Source organism: Methylotuvimicrobium sp. KM1 (genome assembly GCF_044788715.1).
Taxonomy (GTDB): domain Bacteria; phylum Pseudomonadota; class Gammaproteobacteria; order Methylococcales; family Methylomonadaceae; genus Methylotuvimicrobium.
Genome location: NZ_CP173170.1, coordinates 4,416,250 through 4,431,166, shown reverse-complemented (window position 1 = coordinate 4,431,166; position 14,917 = coordinate 4,416,250). Strand labels below are relative to the sequence as shown.

At 47.9% G+C, this 14,917-nt stretch carries 19 protein-coding genes; 9 read left to right on the top strand and 10 right to left on the bottom strand.

Features of this window, described 5'->3' with window-relative positions:
• Position 1 precedes the first annotated feature (1 nt).
• From hisG to ACINK7_RS19255, 6 genes are read right to left on the bottom strand one after another with little or no spacing between them, the layout of a single operon-like run.
• A complete protein-coding gene (gene hisG, locus ACINK7_RS19280) occupies positions 2–628 on the bottom strand; it encodes an ATP phosphoribosyltransferase (protein WP_404357816.1) in 627 nt (208 codons plus the stop codon).
• 9 nt (positions 629–637) lie between these two features.
• Positions 638–1,903 (bottom strand): UDP-N-acetylglucosamine 1-carboxyvinyltransferase, encoded by a 1,266-nt coding sequence (murA, locus tag ACINK7_RS19275; protein ID WP_341327561.1) that lies wholly within the window; start codon positions 1,901–1,903, stop codon positions 638–640.
• A 33-nt stretch (positions 1,904–1,936) separates the two neighbouring features.
• Positions 1,937–2,251, bottom strand: coding sequence for a lipid asymmetry maintenance protein MlaB (locus tag ACINK7_RS19270; protein ID WP_404357813.1), 315 nt, complete (start codon positions 2,249–2,251; stop codon positions 1,937–1,939).
• Positions 2,252–2,254: 3 nt separating this feature from the next.
• Complete coding sequence (mlaD, locus tag ACINK7_RS19265) at positions 2,255–2,716, bottom strand: outer membrane lipid asymmetry maintenance protein MlaD (protein WP_404357811.1); 462 nt, start codon at positions 2,714–2,716, stop codon at positions 2,255–2,257.
• A gap of 1 nt (position 2,717) precedes the next feature.
• On the bottom strand, positions 2,718–3,500 hold the full coding sequence (gene mlaE, locus ACINK7_RS19260) for a lipid asymmetry maintenance ABC transporter permease subunit MlaE (protein ID WP_341327564.1): 783 nt from the start codon (positions 3,498–3,500) through the stop codon (positions 2,718–2,720).
• Position 3,501: 1 nt separating this feature from the next.
• The gene (locus ACINK7_RS19255; RefSeq protein ID WP_404357809.1) at positions 3,502–4,443 is read right to left on the bottom strand and encodes an ABC transporter ATP-binding protein; all 942 of its coding nucleotides are present in this window, start codon (positions 4,441–4,443) and stop codon (positions 3,502–3,504) included.
• Positions 4,444–5,191: 748 nt separating this feature from the next.
• Between ACINK7_RS19255 and ACINK7_RS19250 the strand changes: the two genes are divergently transcribed.
• From ACINK7_RS19250 to rapZ, 9 genes are all read left to right on the top strand, one after another.
• Positions 5,192–6,157 carry a calcium/sodium antiporter gene (locus ACINK7_RS19250; RefSeq protein ID WP_404357807.1) on the top strand — a complete coding sequence of 322 codons (966 nt, stop codon included), beginning with the start codon at positions 5,192–5,194 and terminating at the stop codon, positions 6,155–6,157.
• A 27-nt stretch (positions 6,158–6,184) separates the two neighbouring features.
• Positions 6,185–7,162, top strand: a complete 978-nt coding sequence (locus tag ACINK7_RS19245) for a KpsF/GutQ family sugar-phosphate isomerase (protein WP_404357805.1) — start codon at positions 6,185–6,187, stop codon at positions 7,160–7,162.
• A gap of 16 nt (positions 7,163–7,178) precedes the next feature.
• A complete protein-coding gene (kdsC, locus tag ACINK7_RS19240) occupies positions 7,179–7,703 on the top strand; it encodes a 3-deoxy-manno-octulosonate-8-phosphatase KdsC (RefSeq protein WP_404357803.1) in 525 nt (174 codons plus the stop codon).
• Between the two features lie 2 nt (positions 7,704–7,705).
• A complete protein-coding gene (gene lptC / locus ACINK7_RS19235) occupies positions 7,706–8,275 on the top strand; it encodes an LPS export ABC transporter periplasmic protein LptC (protein WP_404357801.1) in 570 nt (189 codons plus the stop codon).
• Entirely contained in the window at positions 8,262–8,774 is a 513-nt protein-coding gene (lptA, locus tag ACINK7_RS19230; RefSeq protein WP_404357799.1) for a lipopolysaccharide transport periplasmic protein LptA, read from the top strand. The genes lptC and lptA overlap by 14 nt, the downstream gene beginning before the upstream one ends.
• Positions 8,775–8,781: 7 nt before the next feature.
• A complete protein-coding gene (gene lptB, locus ACINK7_RS19225; RefSeq protein WP_404357797.1) occupies positions 8,782–9,507 on the top strand; it encodes an LPS export ABC transporter ATP-binding protein in 726 nt (241 codons plus the stop codon).
• A 185-nt stretch (positions 9,508–9,692) separates the two neighbouring features.
• On the top strand, positions 9,693–11,138 hold the full coding sequence (locus ACINK7_RS19220; protein WP_404357795.1) for an RNA polymerase factor sigma-54: 1,446 nt from the start codon (positions 9,693–9,695) through the stop codon (positions 11,136–11,138).
• Positions 11,139–11,178: 40 nt separating this feature from the next.
• Positions 11,179–11,469 carry a ribosome hibernation-promoting factor, HPF/YfiA family gene (hpf, locus tag ACINK7_RS19215; protein ID WP_017840886.1) on the top strand — a complete coding sequence of 97 codons (291 nt, stop codon included), beginning with the start codon at positions 11,179–11,181 and terminating at the stop codon, positions 11,467–11,469.
• 92 nt (positions 11,470–11,561) lie between these two features.
• Positions 11,562–12,419: an RNase adapter RapZ gene (rapZ, locus tag ACINK7_RS19210; RefSeq protein WP_404357793.1), complete on the top strand. Its 858-nt coding sequence runs from the start codon at positions 11,562–11,564 to the stop codon at positions 12,417–12,419.
• Between the two features lie 61 nt (positions 12,420–12,480).
• Here rapZ and ACINK7_RS19205 read toward each other — a convergent pair whose 3' ends face one another.
• From ACINK7_RS19205 to minC, 4 genes are read right to left on the bottom strand one after another with little or no spacing between them, the layout of a single operon-like run.
• On the bottom strand, positions 12,481–12,684 hold the full coding sequence (locus ACINK7_RS19205) for a winged helix-turn-helix domain-containing protein (protein ID WP_125217103.1): 204 nt from the start codon (positions 12,682–12,684) through the stop codon (positions 12,481–12,483).
• Positions 12,685–12,703: 19 nt separating this feature from the next.
• The gene (gene minE, locus ACINK7_RS19200) at positions 12,704–12,970 is read right to left on the bottom strand and encodes a cell division topological specificity factor MinE (protein ID WP_125217102.1); all 267 of its coding nucleotides are present in this window, start codon (positions 12,968–12,970) and stop codon (positions 12,704–12,706) included.
• Positions 12,970–13,782: a septum site-determining protein MinD gene (gene minD / locus ACINK7_RS19195; RefSeq protein WP_046061333.1), complete on the bottom strand. Its 813-nt coding sequence runs from the start codon at positions 13,780–13,782 to the stop codon at positions 12,970–12,972. Before minD ends, minE begins: the two co-directional genes overlap by 1 nt.
• A 27-nt stretch (positions 13,783–13,809) precedes the next feature.
• Positions 13,810–14,553, bottom strand: a complete 744-nt coding sequence (gene minC / locus ACINK7_RS19190; RefSeq protein WP_404357790.1) for a septum site-determining protein MinC — start codon at positions 14,551–14,553, stop codon at positions 13,810–13,812.
• Positions 14,554–14,917 lie beyond the last annotated feature (364 nt).

Below are 14,917 nucleotides of genomic sequence, written 5' to 3'. Positions count from 1 at the left end.
GTTACCTCTTGGCCAGGGTTTTTTCGAATTGGTCGAGCAGGGATTGGATGGCTTGATGTTTCATCTTCATTGCGGCTTTATTGACGACCAGTCTCGAACTGATATTCATGATCAAGTCGCGCGGCTCGAGTCCGTTGGCTTTTAGGGTGTTGCCGGTATCGACCAGGTCGACGATGCAGTCGGCGAGACCGACCAATGGCGCAAGCTCCATCGATCCGTAAAGTTTGATGATGTCGGCTTGTATGCCCAGTTCGGCGAAATATTTCTTGGCGGTTTTGACATACTTAGTCGCAACGCGCACGCGGCGGGTAATTTTCGGCGCGTCTTTATGGGCCGCTGTCATCAGCCGGCAGGTTGCAATATTCAAATCCAATGGCTCGTAAAGGCTTTCAGCTCCGTGTTCGAGCAGGACGTCTTTGCCGGCGATACCCATGTCGGCCGCGCCGTATTCGACGAAAGTCGGGACATCGGTGGCGCGGATAATCACCAATTGCACATCGTCACGGGTGGTTTGCAAAATCAATTTGCGGCTGGTTTTCGGATCGTCGACCGGACGGATGCCGGCCTCTTCCAGTAAAGGCAGTGCTTCTTCGTAGATTCGGCCTTTCGATACGGCGATAGTTAACATGTTAAAACCTTAGTTTGGAACACGGCGAATGATCGCGCCGAGTTGTGACAGTTTTTCTTCGATATGGTCGTAGCCACGGTCGATATGATAGATTCGGTCGACCAGCGTTTCGCCTTCGGCGGCTAATGCGGCCAAGACCAATCCGGCCGAGGCGCGCAGGTCGGTTGCCATGACCGGAGCTCCGGTTAGTTTGTCGACGCCGGAGCAAATCGCAGTGTTGGATTCCAGTCTGATATTGGCGCCCATGCGCTGCATTTCCTGGATATGCATGTAACGGTTTTCGAAGATCGTTTCGGTCACGATGCCGACGCCTTCGGCAATCGTATTCATCGCGGTGAATTGCGCTTGCATGTCGGTTGGAAATGCCGGATAAGGCGCCGTGCGCACCGAGACGGCTTTCGGTCGTTTGCCGTGCATGTCCAATGCAATCCAGTCGGGACCTGTTGTGATTTCGGCACCCGCTTCCGTTAGCTTCGAGAGAACGGCGTCAAGAATGTCGGTACGGGTGCTTTTTAGTTTAACTTTGCCGCGGGTAATGGCGGCGGCGATCAGATAAGTGCCGGTTTCGATACGGTCCGGCATGATGGTGTAGTGAAGGTCTTTTTTACCCAGTCTATCGACGCCTTCGATTTCAAGGATATCGGTACCGATGCCTTTGATGCGTGCGCCCAGCGCATTCAAAAAGTGCGCAAGGTCGGAAACTTCAGGTTCTCTCGCCGCATTTTCGATAATCGTCGTTCCCTCGGCTAGCGTTGCCGCCATCAATAAGTTTTCAGTGCCGGTCACGGTGACTTGTTCGAGCACCAATCGGCAGCCTTTTAGACGATCGACTTTGGCATGGATAAAGCCGCCTTCGACTTTTATGTCGGCACCCATTTTGGCAAGACCGTCAAGGTGTATATCGACCGGACGCGTACCAATCGCACATCCACCGGGAAGCGAGACATGTGCTTCGCCGAATCTTGACAGCAGGGGGCCGAGCACCAGAATCGATGCCCGCATTGTTCTGACCAGTTCGTAGGGCGCCTCGAAATTGGTAATCGAACGGCTGTCGATTTCGATATTCATTTTTTCATCGACCATCAATTGAACGCCCATGCGGCCGAGCAATTCCATCGTGGTGGTGATGTCATGCAAATGAGGGATATTGCCAAGGTTGACCGGTTGGTCCGAAAGCAGTGTGGCGGCCATGATCGGCAGGGCTGCGTTTTTAGCGCCGGAAATGCGCAGTTCTCCGGAGAGTTGAACGCCGCCTTTGATCAGTAATTTATCCATGGACTGTGTGTTCTCATATAACAGGTTAAGCGCCTATTCGGGCAGGGCGGCGGCAAAGTATTCGGTTGTTTCCAGGCCGCTTAATTTTGCCAGTGTCAAAAGTTGTTCGGGGATGTTTCGGAATTTAAGTTCAACCCGGTTGCCGCGGGCGAATTTAACCCACTCGATCAATAATGCCAAGCCGCCACTGTCAGTGTTCGTTACCTCCGTAAGATCGATGGTTACCGATTGTGCCGACTTTAAAAATGCTAACGATTCGACGGTTTTTTTATCGATGCTGACGAAGGTTAGATCGCCTGCTACAGAAAATATGCCGGGGCTTTGTTGGGTGATACTAATCGTGCTCACCGTTTATTCTTCCGCTTTTTGGAACAAGAATCGGCCTATCACTTCCTCCAGTACGATTGCGGATTGCGTGATTTCGATTCGTCCGCCGTTTTTTAGATAATCGAAAGAGCCGCCTGGGTCGAGGTTGATGTATTGTTCGCCTAAAAGTCCCGCAGTGTAGATCGTAGCCGAGGAATCCTCCGGTAAAGTATCGTATTTCGATTCGATGCTCATTTCCACGACCGATTCGTAAGTCTCTTTATCGATATAGATGTTGCTAACGCGACCGATTCGAACGCCCGCGACCGAGACCGGAGATTTTACTTTAAGGCCGCCTGAATTGCTAAAACGCGCGGTGATGACATAGGTATCAGCGGGCATGAAGGATCGAATATTACTGACTTGCAAAGACAGAAAAAATAGGGCGACGATACCGGCCGCGACGAACAGTCCGACCAATGTATCCTGGGTGCGGGTATGCTGCATGCTAAATGTCTCCAAACATCATGGCGGTTAAAATAAAGTCCAGACCGAGTATGGCGAATGCGGAATTGACCACGGTGCGAGTCGTCGCTCGGCTAACGCCTTCCGCGGTCGGTACGGCATCGTAACCTTCGAATAATGCGATCCAAGTGGCGGCAAAACCGAAGACTATGCTTTTAATGACGCCGTTGACAATATCGTCATAAAAATCCAGGTTCGCTTGCATTTGCGACCAATAAGAGCCGTCATCGACACCGAGCAGCCCGACGCCAACCATATGCCCGCCAAGAATGCCGACCATGCTGAATAATGCCGCCAACAGGGGCATCGATAGGAACCCCGCGAAAAAGCGTGGTGAAATGATGCGGTTGACCGGGTCGACCGCCATCATTTCCATGCCGGATAACTGTTCGGTCGCTTTCATCAGGCCGATTTCGGCAGTTAGGGCGGAACCAGCGCGTCCGGCGAACAGCAATGCGGTAACCACAGGGCCTAGTTCTCTAACTAGTGATGCGGCGACCATGATGCCAAGTGCTTCTTCCGAACCAAAATCCGACAGTATGTTGTAACCCTGAAGCCCTAAGACCATGCCGACGAACAGGCCGGAGATCGTTATGATCAAGAAGGTCAGTACGCCGACCGAATGAAGTTGGTTAAGCAGCAACCTGGGTCTTAGTGCAACATCCACAATACCGGTCAACGTGTGGCCGAGAAAGAACGTGGCTCGACCGAGTTTGGCGAAATTGGTGCGGGTCGATGAGCCCAATTGTTGTAAGAAATGCAGCATGTTAATCCTCGCGGCGATAGCGCGAACGTCCGCGTTTACGGGAAGGCGTTTTTTTCAATCCCTTAGCGTTCAAGGATTCGTCTGTTTTTTTGGCTTCTTCTTTGGGAGCGAATCGAGACGGCGATTGGGCGGAAGTCAGCAGGTCTTCGATGTAGTTCGGTGCGGGATAATGAAAATGAACGGGACCGTCCGGGTCTCCTTTCATAAATTGCTGAACCCATGACGATTCCGATGCTTCGATTTCCTTAGGAGTGCCTTGCCCTGCGATTTTGCCGTCGGAAATAACATAGATATAGTCTGCGATTGCCGAGGTTTCCGCGACGTCGTGGGAGACGATGATGCTGGTCAGTCCTAACGTGGTATTGAGTGATTTGATCAAGTGAACGATTGAGCCCATCGAGATCGGATCTTGTCCGGTAAACGGTTCGTCGTACAGAATCATCATCGGGTCTAGCGCGATTGCACGGGCGAGCGCCACGCGTCTGGCCATGCCGCCTGAAAGTTCGTTCGGCATTAGGTCTCGGGCGCCGCGCAGACCGACGGCCTGGAGTTTCATTAATACCAAGGTCCGGATCATCGACTCTGTTAAGTGCGTGTGTTCGCGAAGCGGAAACGCAACATTGTCATAGACATTGATATCGGTTAATAATGCGCCGCTTTGAAACAGCATGCCGATGCGTTTGCGCAAATTGAATAATTCTTTGCGTCGCAATTGATGAACATCGAGCCCGTCGACGACGATAGAGCCTTGTTCCGGGAAAAGTTGTCCGCCAATCAACTTGAGCAGCGTGGTTTTACCCGTGCCGCTAGGGCCCATGATCGCGGTAATTTTGCCGCGCGCGATATCGAGAGAAATATCGTCGAATATTTTTCTGTTGCCGCGCGAAAATGAAAGGTTACGGACGGATATTAAACTGTCGGCCGAGATATCGCTGTTATCCATGCCTGATGATAACCCTGTCGGAAAATCTAAACCGAGTATTTTGGCCGACATGCGAAGGTTAAGTCAACTAATTGCAGGATTTATTAGTGAGTGGTGGTTGGTGAGCAGTAAATAGTAAACAGTGAACAGGGAATAGGGAATAGGGAATAGGGAATAGGGAATAGGGAATGAAGCGGAAAGTGCGATCTCGGGGTAATTATTCACACCCCTATCGTTCCCACGCAGAGCACTCATCGTTATACATAAGTCAAAAATTACTGTTTTGCAATCTTAGCTAATGAGGCTTCGATACCATTTTTTGTCGCCCAACGTTCCCGACTTCGAAATCGCGATCTGGGGATCGCTCCCACAGAGCATCCGCCCCCTTGTGGGAGCGACGCCTTCGTCGCGATTTCGAAGCCACTGATGTTCAATATCCGCAGATTTATCAAACAGCACCGTTTCCAGGTATACGACGAACTCTGTTTAGCAAGTTTACCGATACTTGTGTATAAAGGCGAGCGCAGAGCATGGGAACGAGATTGGCTGTGGGACTGAATACTCACATCTCGGGAGGTTATTCGGTCGAGATGCCTCTGTAAACGATTCTCTGCTGCCGGCTTACTGTTTACCGCTGACTTAATAAGCGATGAGCTGCCTTATAGATAGGCAAATATTTTAGGTTTTATCCTTACAGAGTTGAGCGTGCTAGGGACATTGGCGTCTTAATCGTGTCATAATGCGCCAATTTTGCCCTCTTTAATATCTTATGTGGTGCGATTCTATCGTTTTGATTGCAAGTTTGGCGTTAATGGTGTATTCGGCGGATACATTTGTCGATGGTGCGGCAGCGATTGCACAAAATTGGGGCGTTTCGGCCTTGTTAATCGGTTTGACTGTCGTCGGTTTTGGGACTTCGATTCCCGAGGTGTTGGTTTCAGGTTTAGCATCATGGCAAGGTAATGCGGGCCTTGCCGTCGGCAACGCATTGGGGTCGAATATCGCGAATATCGGGCTAATATTAGGTTGTTGCGCACTAATCATGCCGTTGACTTTTCGGACAAAACTGTTACGCCGGGAGTTGCAGCTCTTATTAATAACAAGTTTATTGTGCTTCGGTCTTGCTTTTGACGGGTTGTCGCGGAGCGACGGCATTATTTTAATGGTCGGACTGGTATGTTTTATTGCTTGGTTGGTTCGAAATGGGCTTGATCAATCAAAAAACGGCGATTTTAACGATACATTGGCAATGCCATTACCGATGTGTTCTATGCGGTTAGCCTGGTTTATTACGATTATCGGTTTGTTGGGGCTGTTAATCAGTTCGAGACTCCTGGTGTGGGCTTCAGTCAATATTGCGAATGCATTAGGTGTCAGCGATTTGGTTATCGGCTTGACGCTAGTCGCTATGGGAACGAGTTTGCCGGAGTTGGCGGCATCGGCGGCGAGCGTATTAAAGCGGCAGACCGATTTGGCGGTCGGCAATGTGATCGGTTCGAATATGTATAATTTGCTAGCTGTTTATTCGTTGCCGGGATTGATTGCCCCAGGACCGGTAAATGAAAGTGTTTTGTCTCGGGATTTTCCGATGATGTTGGCATTGACATTGGCGTTTTTTGTATTCGTATTCGGTTTTTTCAAATCGAGGAGAATCAATCGATGGGAGGGAGTGTTTTTGTTATCAAGCTACGGCGCTTATCAATGGCTAGTATTTAAAAGTACAATCGCAGGTTAGAGTGCATAACAGGTTAGAGCACATAATATGATGATTCACGAACCCGAATTGCGAAAACTGGCCTTGGCGGTTATTCAGGTCGAGGGCGATGCTGTTACTGCTTTGGCGGAACGGATCGATGACGATTTTATTTTGGCTTGTCGTTTAATGTTTAATTGTAAAGGACGAGTCGTTGTGACCGGAATGGGCAAATCCGGTCATATTGCGGGTAAAATTGCCGCTACTTTAGCGAGTACCGGGACGCCGGCTTTTTTTGTGCATCCTGGTGAGGCCAGTCATGGCGACCTAGGCATGATAACTGCTCAGGATGTAGTCTTAGCCCTCTCTAACTCGGGCGAAACCGGCGAAGTCATTACCATTCTACCGATCATCAAACGCATCGGCGTGCCGTTGATAGCGATGACCGGCAATCGCGAATCGACATTGGCGAAATTCGCCACGGCGCATATCGATGTTAGCGTTCGTCAAGAGGCCTGTCCTTTAGGGTTGGCGCCGACTTCCAGTACGACCGCAGCGTTGGTGATGGGCGATGCTCTCGCGGTTTCACTGCTGGAGGCAAGAGGATTTACCCGAGATGATTTTGCGTTATCGCATCCAGGGGGAAGTTTAGGGCGGCGTTTGTTGTTGATGGTCAGCGATATCATGCATACCGGCGATGAAATTCCGATTGTTCCGGAAACGGCTTTGATTACAGAGGCCTTGTTGGAAATGACCGAGAAAAAAATGGGCATGACCGTGATTGTCGATCGCTTCGGCAAGAGTGCCGGCATTTTTACCGATGGCGATTTGAGGCGATTCTTGGAAAAAAGTCATGATGTGCATGGAACGCGTATCGGTGAAGCGATGACTCGAAACTTTACTGCGATCGACGCCGATATTCTAGCTGCCGAAGCGATGCAGATCATGCAGCAAAAAAAAATCAATGCCTTGATCGTTAATGATAAGTCTCACAAACCGGTCGGTGCATTAAGTATGCATGACTTGATCCATGCCGGAATTGTCTAATACCAGGAGCCGAAAAATGCAAAACATATTGGCCAAAGCCGCCCGGCTGAAATTATTGATTCTCGATGTCGACGGCGTACTGACCGATGGCCGCTTGTTTTTCGATAACCAAGGCGTTGAATATAAATGTTTTCATGCCCGGGATGGTCATGGAATAAAATTACTGCGTCAAACCGGCGTCGAGGTGGCCGTGATTTCCGGGCGAAAGTCGAATTCGGTGGCTTTGCGGATGAAAAATCTCGGGATAACGCATGTTTATCAAGGGTATGAAAATAAAATTACGGCCTTTGAGGAGCTTGTTCAAGCATTGGCTATCGATCCGGCTGAAGCGGCGCATGTTGGAGATGACTTGCTGGATTTGCCGATTATGTCGCGGGTCGGTTTGGCGATTGCGGTCGAGGACGCGAATTTTGCCGTCAAGCAACGTGCTCATTGGTGTACGACGCTGCCGGGCGGTCAAGGCGCGGTCAGGGAGGTGTGCGATTTGATTATGCAGGCCCAGGGGACTTTTGCTGCCGTTCTTGAAGAGTACCTGTACTAGTTATGCCGGAAAGCAATCTTCGACTCTATATTTATGGTGTATTGCTGGCGATTGTAAGTTGGTGGTTGTTACAGTTGACGGCAGTTGATGAAGAAGTCATAGCGCTCGAGAAGTCTCCTCATACCGTCGATTATTTTAGTACCGGCTATGCTAAATGGGAGATGGATGTTACAGGTCTGCTCAAGAGCAAATTGGTTGCCGATACCTTGACGCACTATAATGACGACGGAACCACGCACCTGCAGAAGCCGGTTATGACTATTATGAACCCGGGCGTCCCACCTTGGGTGATCCAGTCGGAAACCGGAATTGTTTCGAGCGATAAGAAACTTATTCTGATGAATGGAAAAGCTGTTGTTGCTAGAGAGGCTGGGCCCGGTTCCAGGGCGATGAAAATCAATAGTTCGAATGTGCGTGTTCAGCCGGAGATTAATTACGCGGAAACCGATGAATGGGCTGAGTTGCTTAGTCCTCCGAACAGGACGGAAGGTATAGGGATGAAACTCTATTACAGCACGCCTATCCGGATAGAGTTGTTTTCCAAGGTTAGAGGAAAATATGAGACAAAATAACCATAAAAAAACCTGTTACGGGATCATTTTTTCGATTTTAATCGCTTATAGTTCGTCCGGTTTGGCGTTGAAAAGCGATGCCGACCAGCCGATTTATATCGACTCGAACGCAGCAACCTACGACGATAATGCCGGGGTTAGTATTTACACAGGGAATGTTGTTTCGACCCAGGGTAGTCTTAAGGTTTGGTCTGATAAATTGGTTGTATATTTTAAAGACGGCGATGTCGATAAGTTGGTTGCGACCGGAAAACCGGCCCGTTTTCAGCAAACCCCCGATAACGGCGGCGATATCACCGGTAAGGCGTTGACCGGCGAATATTATCCTAAGCAGAATTTATTAATACTGATCAAGGAGGCGGTGGTTTGGCAAGAGGGCAATACCTATGCAAGCGACATCATTCGTTACGACAGTCGAAACTCAATTGTCAAAGCGGGCGATCAGGAATCCGATGCCAAGCGGGTTCGCGTTATATTAAAACCTAAATCGGAAAAATGATAAAAATATGACAAAACTGTCGGCTCAAGGATTGATTAAACACTACAATAAACGTAATGTCGTCAACGGCGTTTCGTTGAACGTCAATACCGGGGAAATTGTAGGGTTGCTCGGACCTAACGGTGCCGGTAAAACCACTAGCTTTTATATGCTGGTCGGGTTGATTAAAGCCGATGCCGGCGAAATAATGTTGGACGATCTTTCGATCACGTATTATCCGATGCATATTCGTGCGCAAATGGGTCTTGGTTATTTGCCTCAGGAGCCTTCGGTATTCAGAAAGTTAAGCGTTGCCGATAATTTGCGTGCGGTGCTGCAAATTCGCGCCGACTTGACCAAAGGGCAGGTCGAATTGATGATCGAGGAGCTGCTGGCGGAGTTTCATGTCGAGCATCTACGTAATCAAATTGCCGTCGGCTTATCGGGCGGCGAGCGTCGACGCGTCGAAATTGCTAGGGCTTTGGCCAGCGAGCCGAAATTTATCTTACTGGACGAGCCGTTTGCCGGCGTTGATCCGATTTCGGTTGAGGATATCAAGCAGATTATAATTCATCTGAAGGATAGAGGGATTGGTGTTGTCATAACCGAACATAATGTCAGGGAAACTCTAGGGATTTGCGACCGTGCTTATATTCTCAACGAAGGTAAAGTGATTGCCGAAGGCGACGCGGAGGCTATAGTCCGTAATCAAGAAGTAAGGAAGGTTTATTTGGGTGAGAACTTCAGCCTTTAGCGTTATACTTCAAGCAAGTGCAAAGTCGATTGCAGATATATTTTGAGAGTCGGTCACGACGATGCTCTCATAGGAGCCCCGGAAACGGAAATATTCCACTTTGTAATTCGAGAATAGTATCCTTGACCTAAAATAGCCAAAAGATACCTGCTGATGCATGGATTAATAATGTTCAAACTTATACGATGAAACAGTCACTTCAACTCCGTCTCGGTCAGCAGCTTACGATGACCCCACAGTTGCAGCAAGCGATAAAGCTGCTGCAATTGTCGACGCTCGATTTGCAGCAAGAAATCCAAAACGCGCTGGAATCGAATATGATGTTGGAAGTCGCCGATGAGGAGGCTACAGGCGTTGTCGATCAGGAGTCTCTGGACAAAAAGACCGATTATTCCGATCAGGCAACGAGTGAAGGTTCGCAAACCGACATGCCCGACGATTTGCCTATCGATACGTCTTGGGAAGATGTTTTTGAAAATGCCCAGGCAGCTATCAGCGGGGCTGGCGAATCGGTGGAGTTCGAAAGCCAACGCAGTAAGTCGGAAACATTATTGGATCATTTGTTGTGGCAATTGGACGTGGCGCACTTTTCAGACCGAGATCGTGAGATTGCAGAGACGATCATAGATTCGATCAATGAAGATGGGTACTTAGTCAGCTCATTGGAAGATATTTTCCAAGGGCTTTTGGAGCAAGTGGAAGATCTCGAGTTTGATGAGGTTGAGGCAGTATTGCATCAAGTGCAAAATTTCGATCCTCCCGGTGTGGCCGCCAGGGATTTAAGCGATTGCCTCTTGCTACAAATACAGCAATTACCCGACGATACTCCTTATAAGAAAGAAGCGGTAGAGCTGGTAAGTCGCTATTTAGGTTTGTTGGCGTCTCAAGATCAGGCTAAATTGATGCGCAAGTTGGGGTTAACCGAGGCTCAACTGAATAGAGTTATTGCGTTAATTAGGACATTGGATCCAAAGCCAGGGACAAGAATTGAAAATACCGACTCCGAATATGTGATTCCCGATGTTTATGTGGTCAAGGTAAATGGTCAGTGGCAAGTCGAACTCAATCCCGATATCGCGCCGAAGCTCAGAATCAATCCGTTTTATTCAAGTATGATCAAGCGCGCGGATAGCAGCAAGGATAACTCCTGCATGAAGGATCACCTGCAGGAAGCTCGTTGGTTTATCAAGAGTTTGCATAGTCGAAACGAAACCTTGTTGCGGGTGGCTCGCTGTATCGTTGGAAAACAGCAGGATTTTTTGGAGCACGGTTCCATTTCGATGAAACCGATGGTGCTTCGCGATGTCGCAGAAGAGTTGCAGTTGCATGAGTCGACGATATCGCGCGTGACTACGCAAAAATACATGCATACGCCGAATGGCATCGTCGAATTTAAATATTTTTTCTCCAGTCATGTATCGACTGCGACGGGCGGCGAGTGCTCTTCTACGGCTATTCGAGCGCTGATTAAAGAGTTGGTCGAGAACGAAAATCAAACAAAACCGCTCAGTGATAGTAAAATAGCCGAATTATTAAAAGAAAAAGGCATTAATGTCGCAAGAAGAACGATTGCCAAATATCGTGAGGCAATGAATATTGCTTCATCCAGTCAACGTAAGCGTCTTTTATAACGCAGAATTTATACCACACCAACAATAAGGAGTTTATTCCATGCAAATCAGTGTATCCGGCCACCACATCGAAGTAACGGAATCGTTAAAAACGTTTGTCGAGTCGAAGTTTGAAAAACTCGAGCGTCATTTTGATCATGTTACCGATGTGCACGTCGTTTTGACGGTCGAAAAACTGAATCAAAAAGCGGAGGCGACAGTTCAAATCAGCGGCGCCAAATTATTCGCCGAGGATACTCAGGAAGATATGTATGTTGCTATCGATAAATTAGTTGATAAATTGGATCGTCAAATCATCAAGCATAAAGAGAAAACCGGCAGTCATCGCTAGTTAAAGATTGCCTTCAACGATTTAACAACGAGGGCGCTGGAAGATATCCGGTGCCTTCGCTACCCACAGAACAGTTCGTTAGAACTTTTATCATGAAATTGCTTATCGTCAGCGGGCTTTCCGGGTCCGGTAAAAGTATTGCGCTAACCACGCTGGAGGATTGCGGGTTTTATTGTATTGATAACTTGCCGGTGACCTTGCTCGAAGACTTTATCAATGATGTCATGTTGGCCGATCGAAAAACCTATGAAAAAACGGCGATCGGCATTGATGCTCGTAATCAAAGCGATAGTTTGTTGAATTTTGCCCGCATCATCAAGTTGATTCGATCAAAGAAGATAGAATGCGAGGTGATGTTCATGCAGGCCGAAGAGGCGGTATTGTTAAAACGGTACAGTGAAACTCGGCGTCGGCACCCTTTGACCGACTATAATTTGCCGCTAAAAGAAGCGCTGGTTATCGAAAAAGAAATTCTCAAGCCGATAGCGCGGCTCGCGGATTTTGTGATCGATACCAGTCGTACGCATTATCATCAGTTACGCGATCTAATCAGGGATCAGGTCGGTGAGCGCAATGCTCGACATATTTCTATTCAATTTCAGTCTTTCGGTTTCAAGCATGGCATTCCGCTCGATGCCGATTTTATTTTCGATGTTAGATGTCTGCCCAATCCTTATTGGGTGCCGGAATTGAGGGGGTTGACCGGTAAGGATCAAGCAATAATCGAGTTTCTTGACCGAGAGCCTAATGTGTTGGAATATTTTCAAGATGTGAGCGCTTTTCTCGGGCGCTGGATTCCTCGCTTCGAAGAAGAAGGGCGTAGTTATCTCACTATCGCTATCGGATGTACCGGAGGGCAGCATCGTTCGGTTTATTTGGCCGATTTATTGGCTAAGCAATATAAATCTCAAGCGCTTAATATCATTATTAGGCATAGGGAGCTGCATTAAATAACCGACAGGCAAGACTGCCGGTTATAGGTACAGTTGCCGATATTTGGCAATTAAATTTTTATTCAATCAGTGAAATGCTTTCGGTACGCCCGTTTTTGAGTTCTATGCTGATTTTATCCTCTCTGGCAAGCCAGCCGAGCGCGCGCTGAACATCATTCTTATTCATCCCGGTTTCGGTCGAGATTTTGCTGACGCTGGTCGCACCGTTATCATTCAAGAATTGCCAGATTTTCCCAGCGGATTGTCCAATCGTATCAGTCATTTTTTTCACCTAATTTAGTTTAAGAAACCTTGTCGTGCTCGTCGGGTAGCACAATATTGAGTTCGAGAATTTCCTGATCGTCGTCTTGTTCGAAATTAACCGATATCGCATCTTGCTCGACGTTGACATACTTTCGAATCACTTCGAGAAGTTCCTTTTGTAACTGTGGGAGATAAGAGGGTTGCGTTTTTGAGGAGCGTTCGTGCGCCACCAAAATTTGCAATCTTTCCTTGGCAATGGATGCCGAGCTTGGCTTAGTAGTTCTAAAGTAATCCAGTAAACTCATTATTTACTCCTGAACAGCTTTCCAAAAAGGCCCTTTTTCTCTTCATCGATAAAGCGGTGCGGCCTGTCTTCGCCTAAGTAACGTGCAACTACATCGTCATAGGCTTGGCCGGCATCGCTTTTTTCGTCCAAAATGACAGGAATGCCCGAGTTTGATGCGTTTAGTACCGATTTGGATTCCGGTATGACGCCTAATAAATGCAGGGACAGGATTTCTTGTACGTCTTCGACACTCAGCATTTCGCCTAATTTTACGCGATCGGGAGAATAACGTGTCAGTAATAAATATTCTTTGATCGGCTCTTCGTTGTTTTCGGCTCGTTTCGATTTGCTGGCCAAAATGCCGAGCATACGGTCCGAGTCGCGGACCGATGAAACTTCCGGGTTTGTTACGACGAAGGCATCGTCGGCGAAATACATCGCAAGAGTGGCGCCTTTTTCTATGCCGGCTGGCGAGTCGCAAACGACATATTTGAATTCCTTGGCGAGTTCTTCAAGAACCTTGCCGACGCCTTCGATAGTTAACGCTTCCTTGTCGCGTGTTTGTGAAGCCGGCAAAATATACAGTTGATTGCAGCGCTTGTCGCGAATCAATGCCTGATTAAGTGCTGCCTCGCCATTGATGACATTGACTAAATCATAGACTACGCGGCGCTCGCAGCCCATCACTAAGTCAAGGTTTCTTAAGCCTACGTCGAAATCGATAACCGCAGTTTTATGTCCTTTTTTAGCGAGTCCCATAGCGATGGCTGCACTGGTTGTTGTCTTTCCAACTCCGCCTTTTCCGGATGTTACGACGATGATTCTAGCCAACTGATTGTCCTCCAACGAGACGTGAAATTATAAATCCTGAATGATTAACGCCAAATCATTGAGATAGATTTGGATCGGTTTGTTGCGTACCGACTCATCCAAATCCTCGCTTATTTTATAATTACCGGCAATGGAAATGAGTTCGGCTTGTAAATCAGAGCAAAAAATTCTGGCCTCGGTATTGCCTTGAATGCCCGCCAATGCTCTTCCTCGTAAAGTTCCATAAACATGAATATTACCTTCGGCCATGATCTCGGAGCCTGCGCTGACTTGGGACAGCACGATCAAGTCGCCGTGCGCGTAGATTCGTTGGCCGGAGCGGACCGGATTCGTAACAATCCGGGTAGTGGGCTGTTCCGATGTTTCTGGTTCCGGTTCCGGTTCAGGTATTATTTTTTCGAGTTTTTGAGCGGTATCTTGATGGCTAATGTTTTGCTGGGCTGAAATTTTTGGAATATTTAATGCCAACGCGGCTTCATTCTGGTCATGTAGGCCGCCGCGGATGCCTATCGGAAGAAGCGCTAATCGCCTTAATAATTCGATGCATTCGGCTACGTTCAGGCTAATCGATTGCTTATTCAGTTCCTGTAGGTCGATGAGTATCGGGGAGTTTCTAAAAAACTCAGGCGCTTGATTGATTTTTTGCTGTAGTTGATGCTCGATAACAGTCAGGTCATTCGTATAAGGAATTAGGACAGGCACTGAGAATGTACTGCTCTTAAACTCCAAAGCAGGCTTTTGATAAGGTGTGTGCTGAGGCTCAGTCGACATCCGTACTCTCTGCTGTTAAATCACGGGTTTCGGAAGGGATTTTAACATTGCTTTCACAAAAATGCATTTTTCCAAGAATTTTAATTTTAATTTTATGCAATGTGAGCGAGTGCACAGTATATACGCGTTAAAGATCAAAATTCGGCGCCTCCTCAAGCGCAGCCGGAATTTGGAGTATAAAAAAAGGTTATGTGACGGGAAATTCTGCCCTAGCACCGGCATGCCTTTCAGTCTAGCGGGAAGATTTTGCCTGTCAGTGTAGTTAAGGATTTCGTGAAAAATAACTTCCTTGTGCTATAAGTTTTGTAGCGGGTTCGGTAACTCGCTTGACAGGACGCCGTGAACCCAGCACCTAAATTATCCA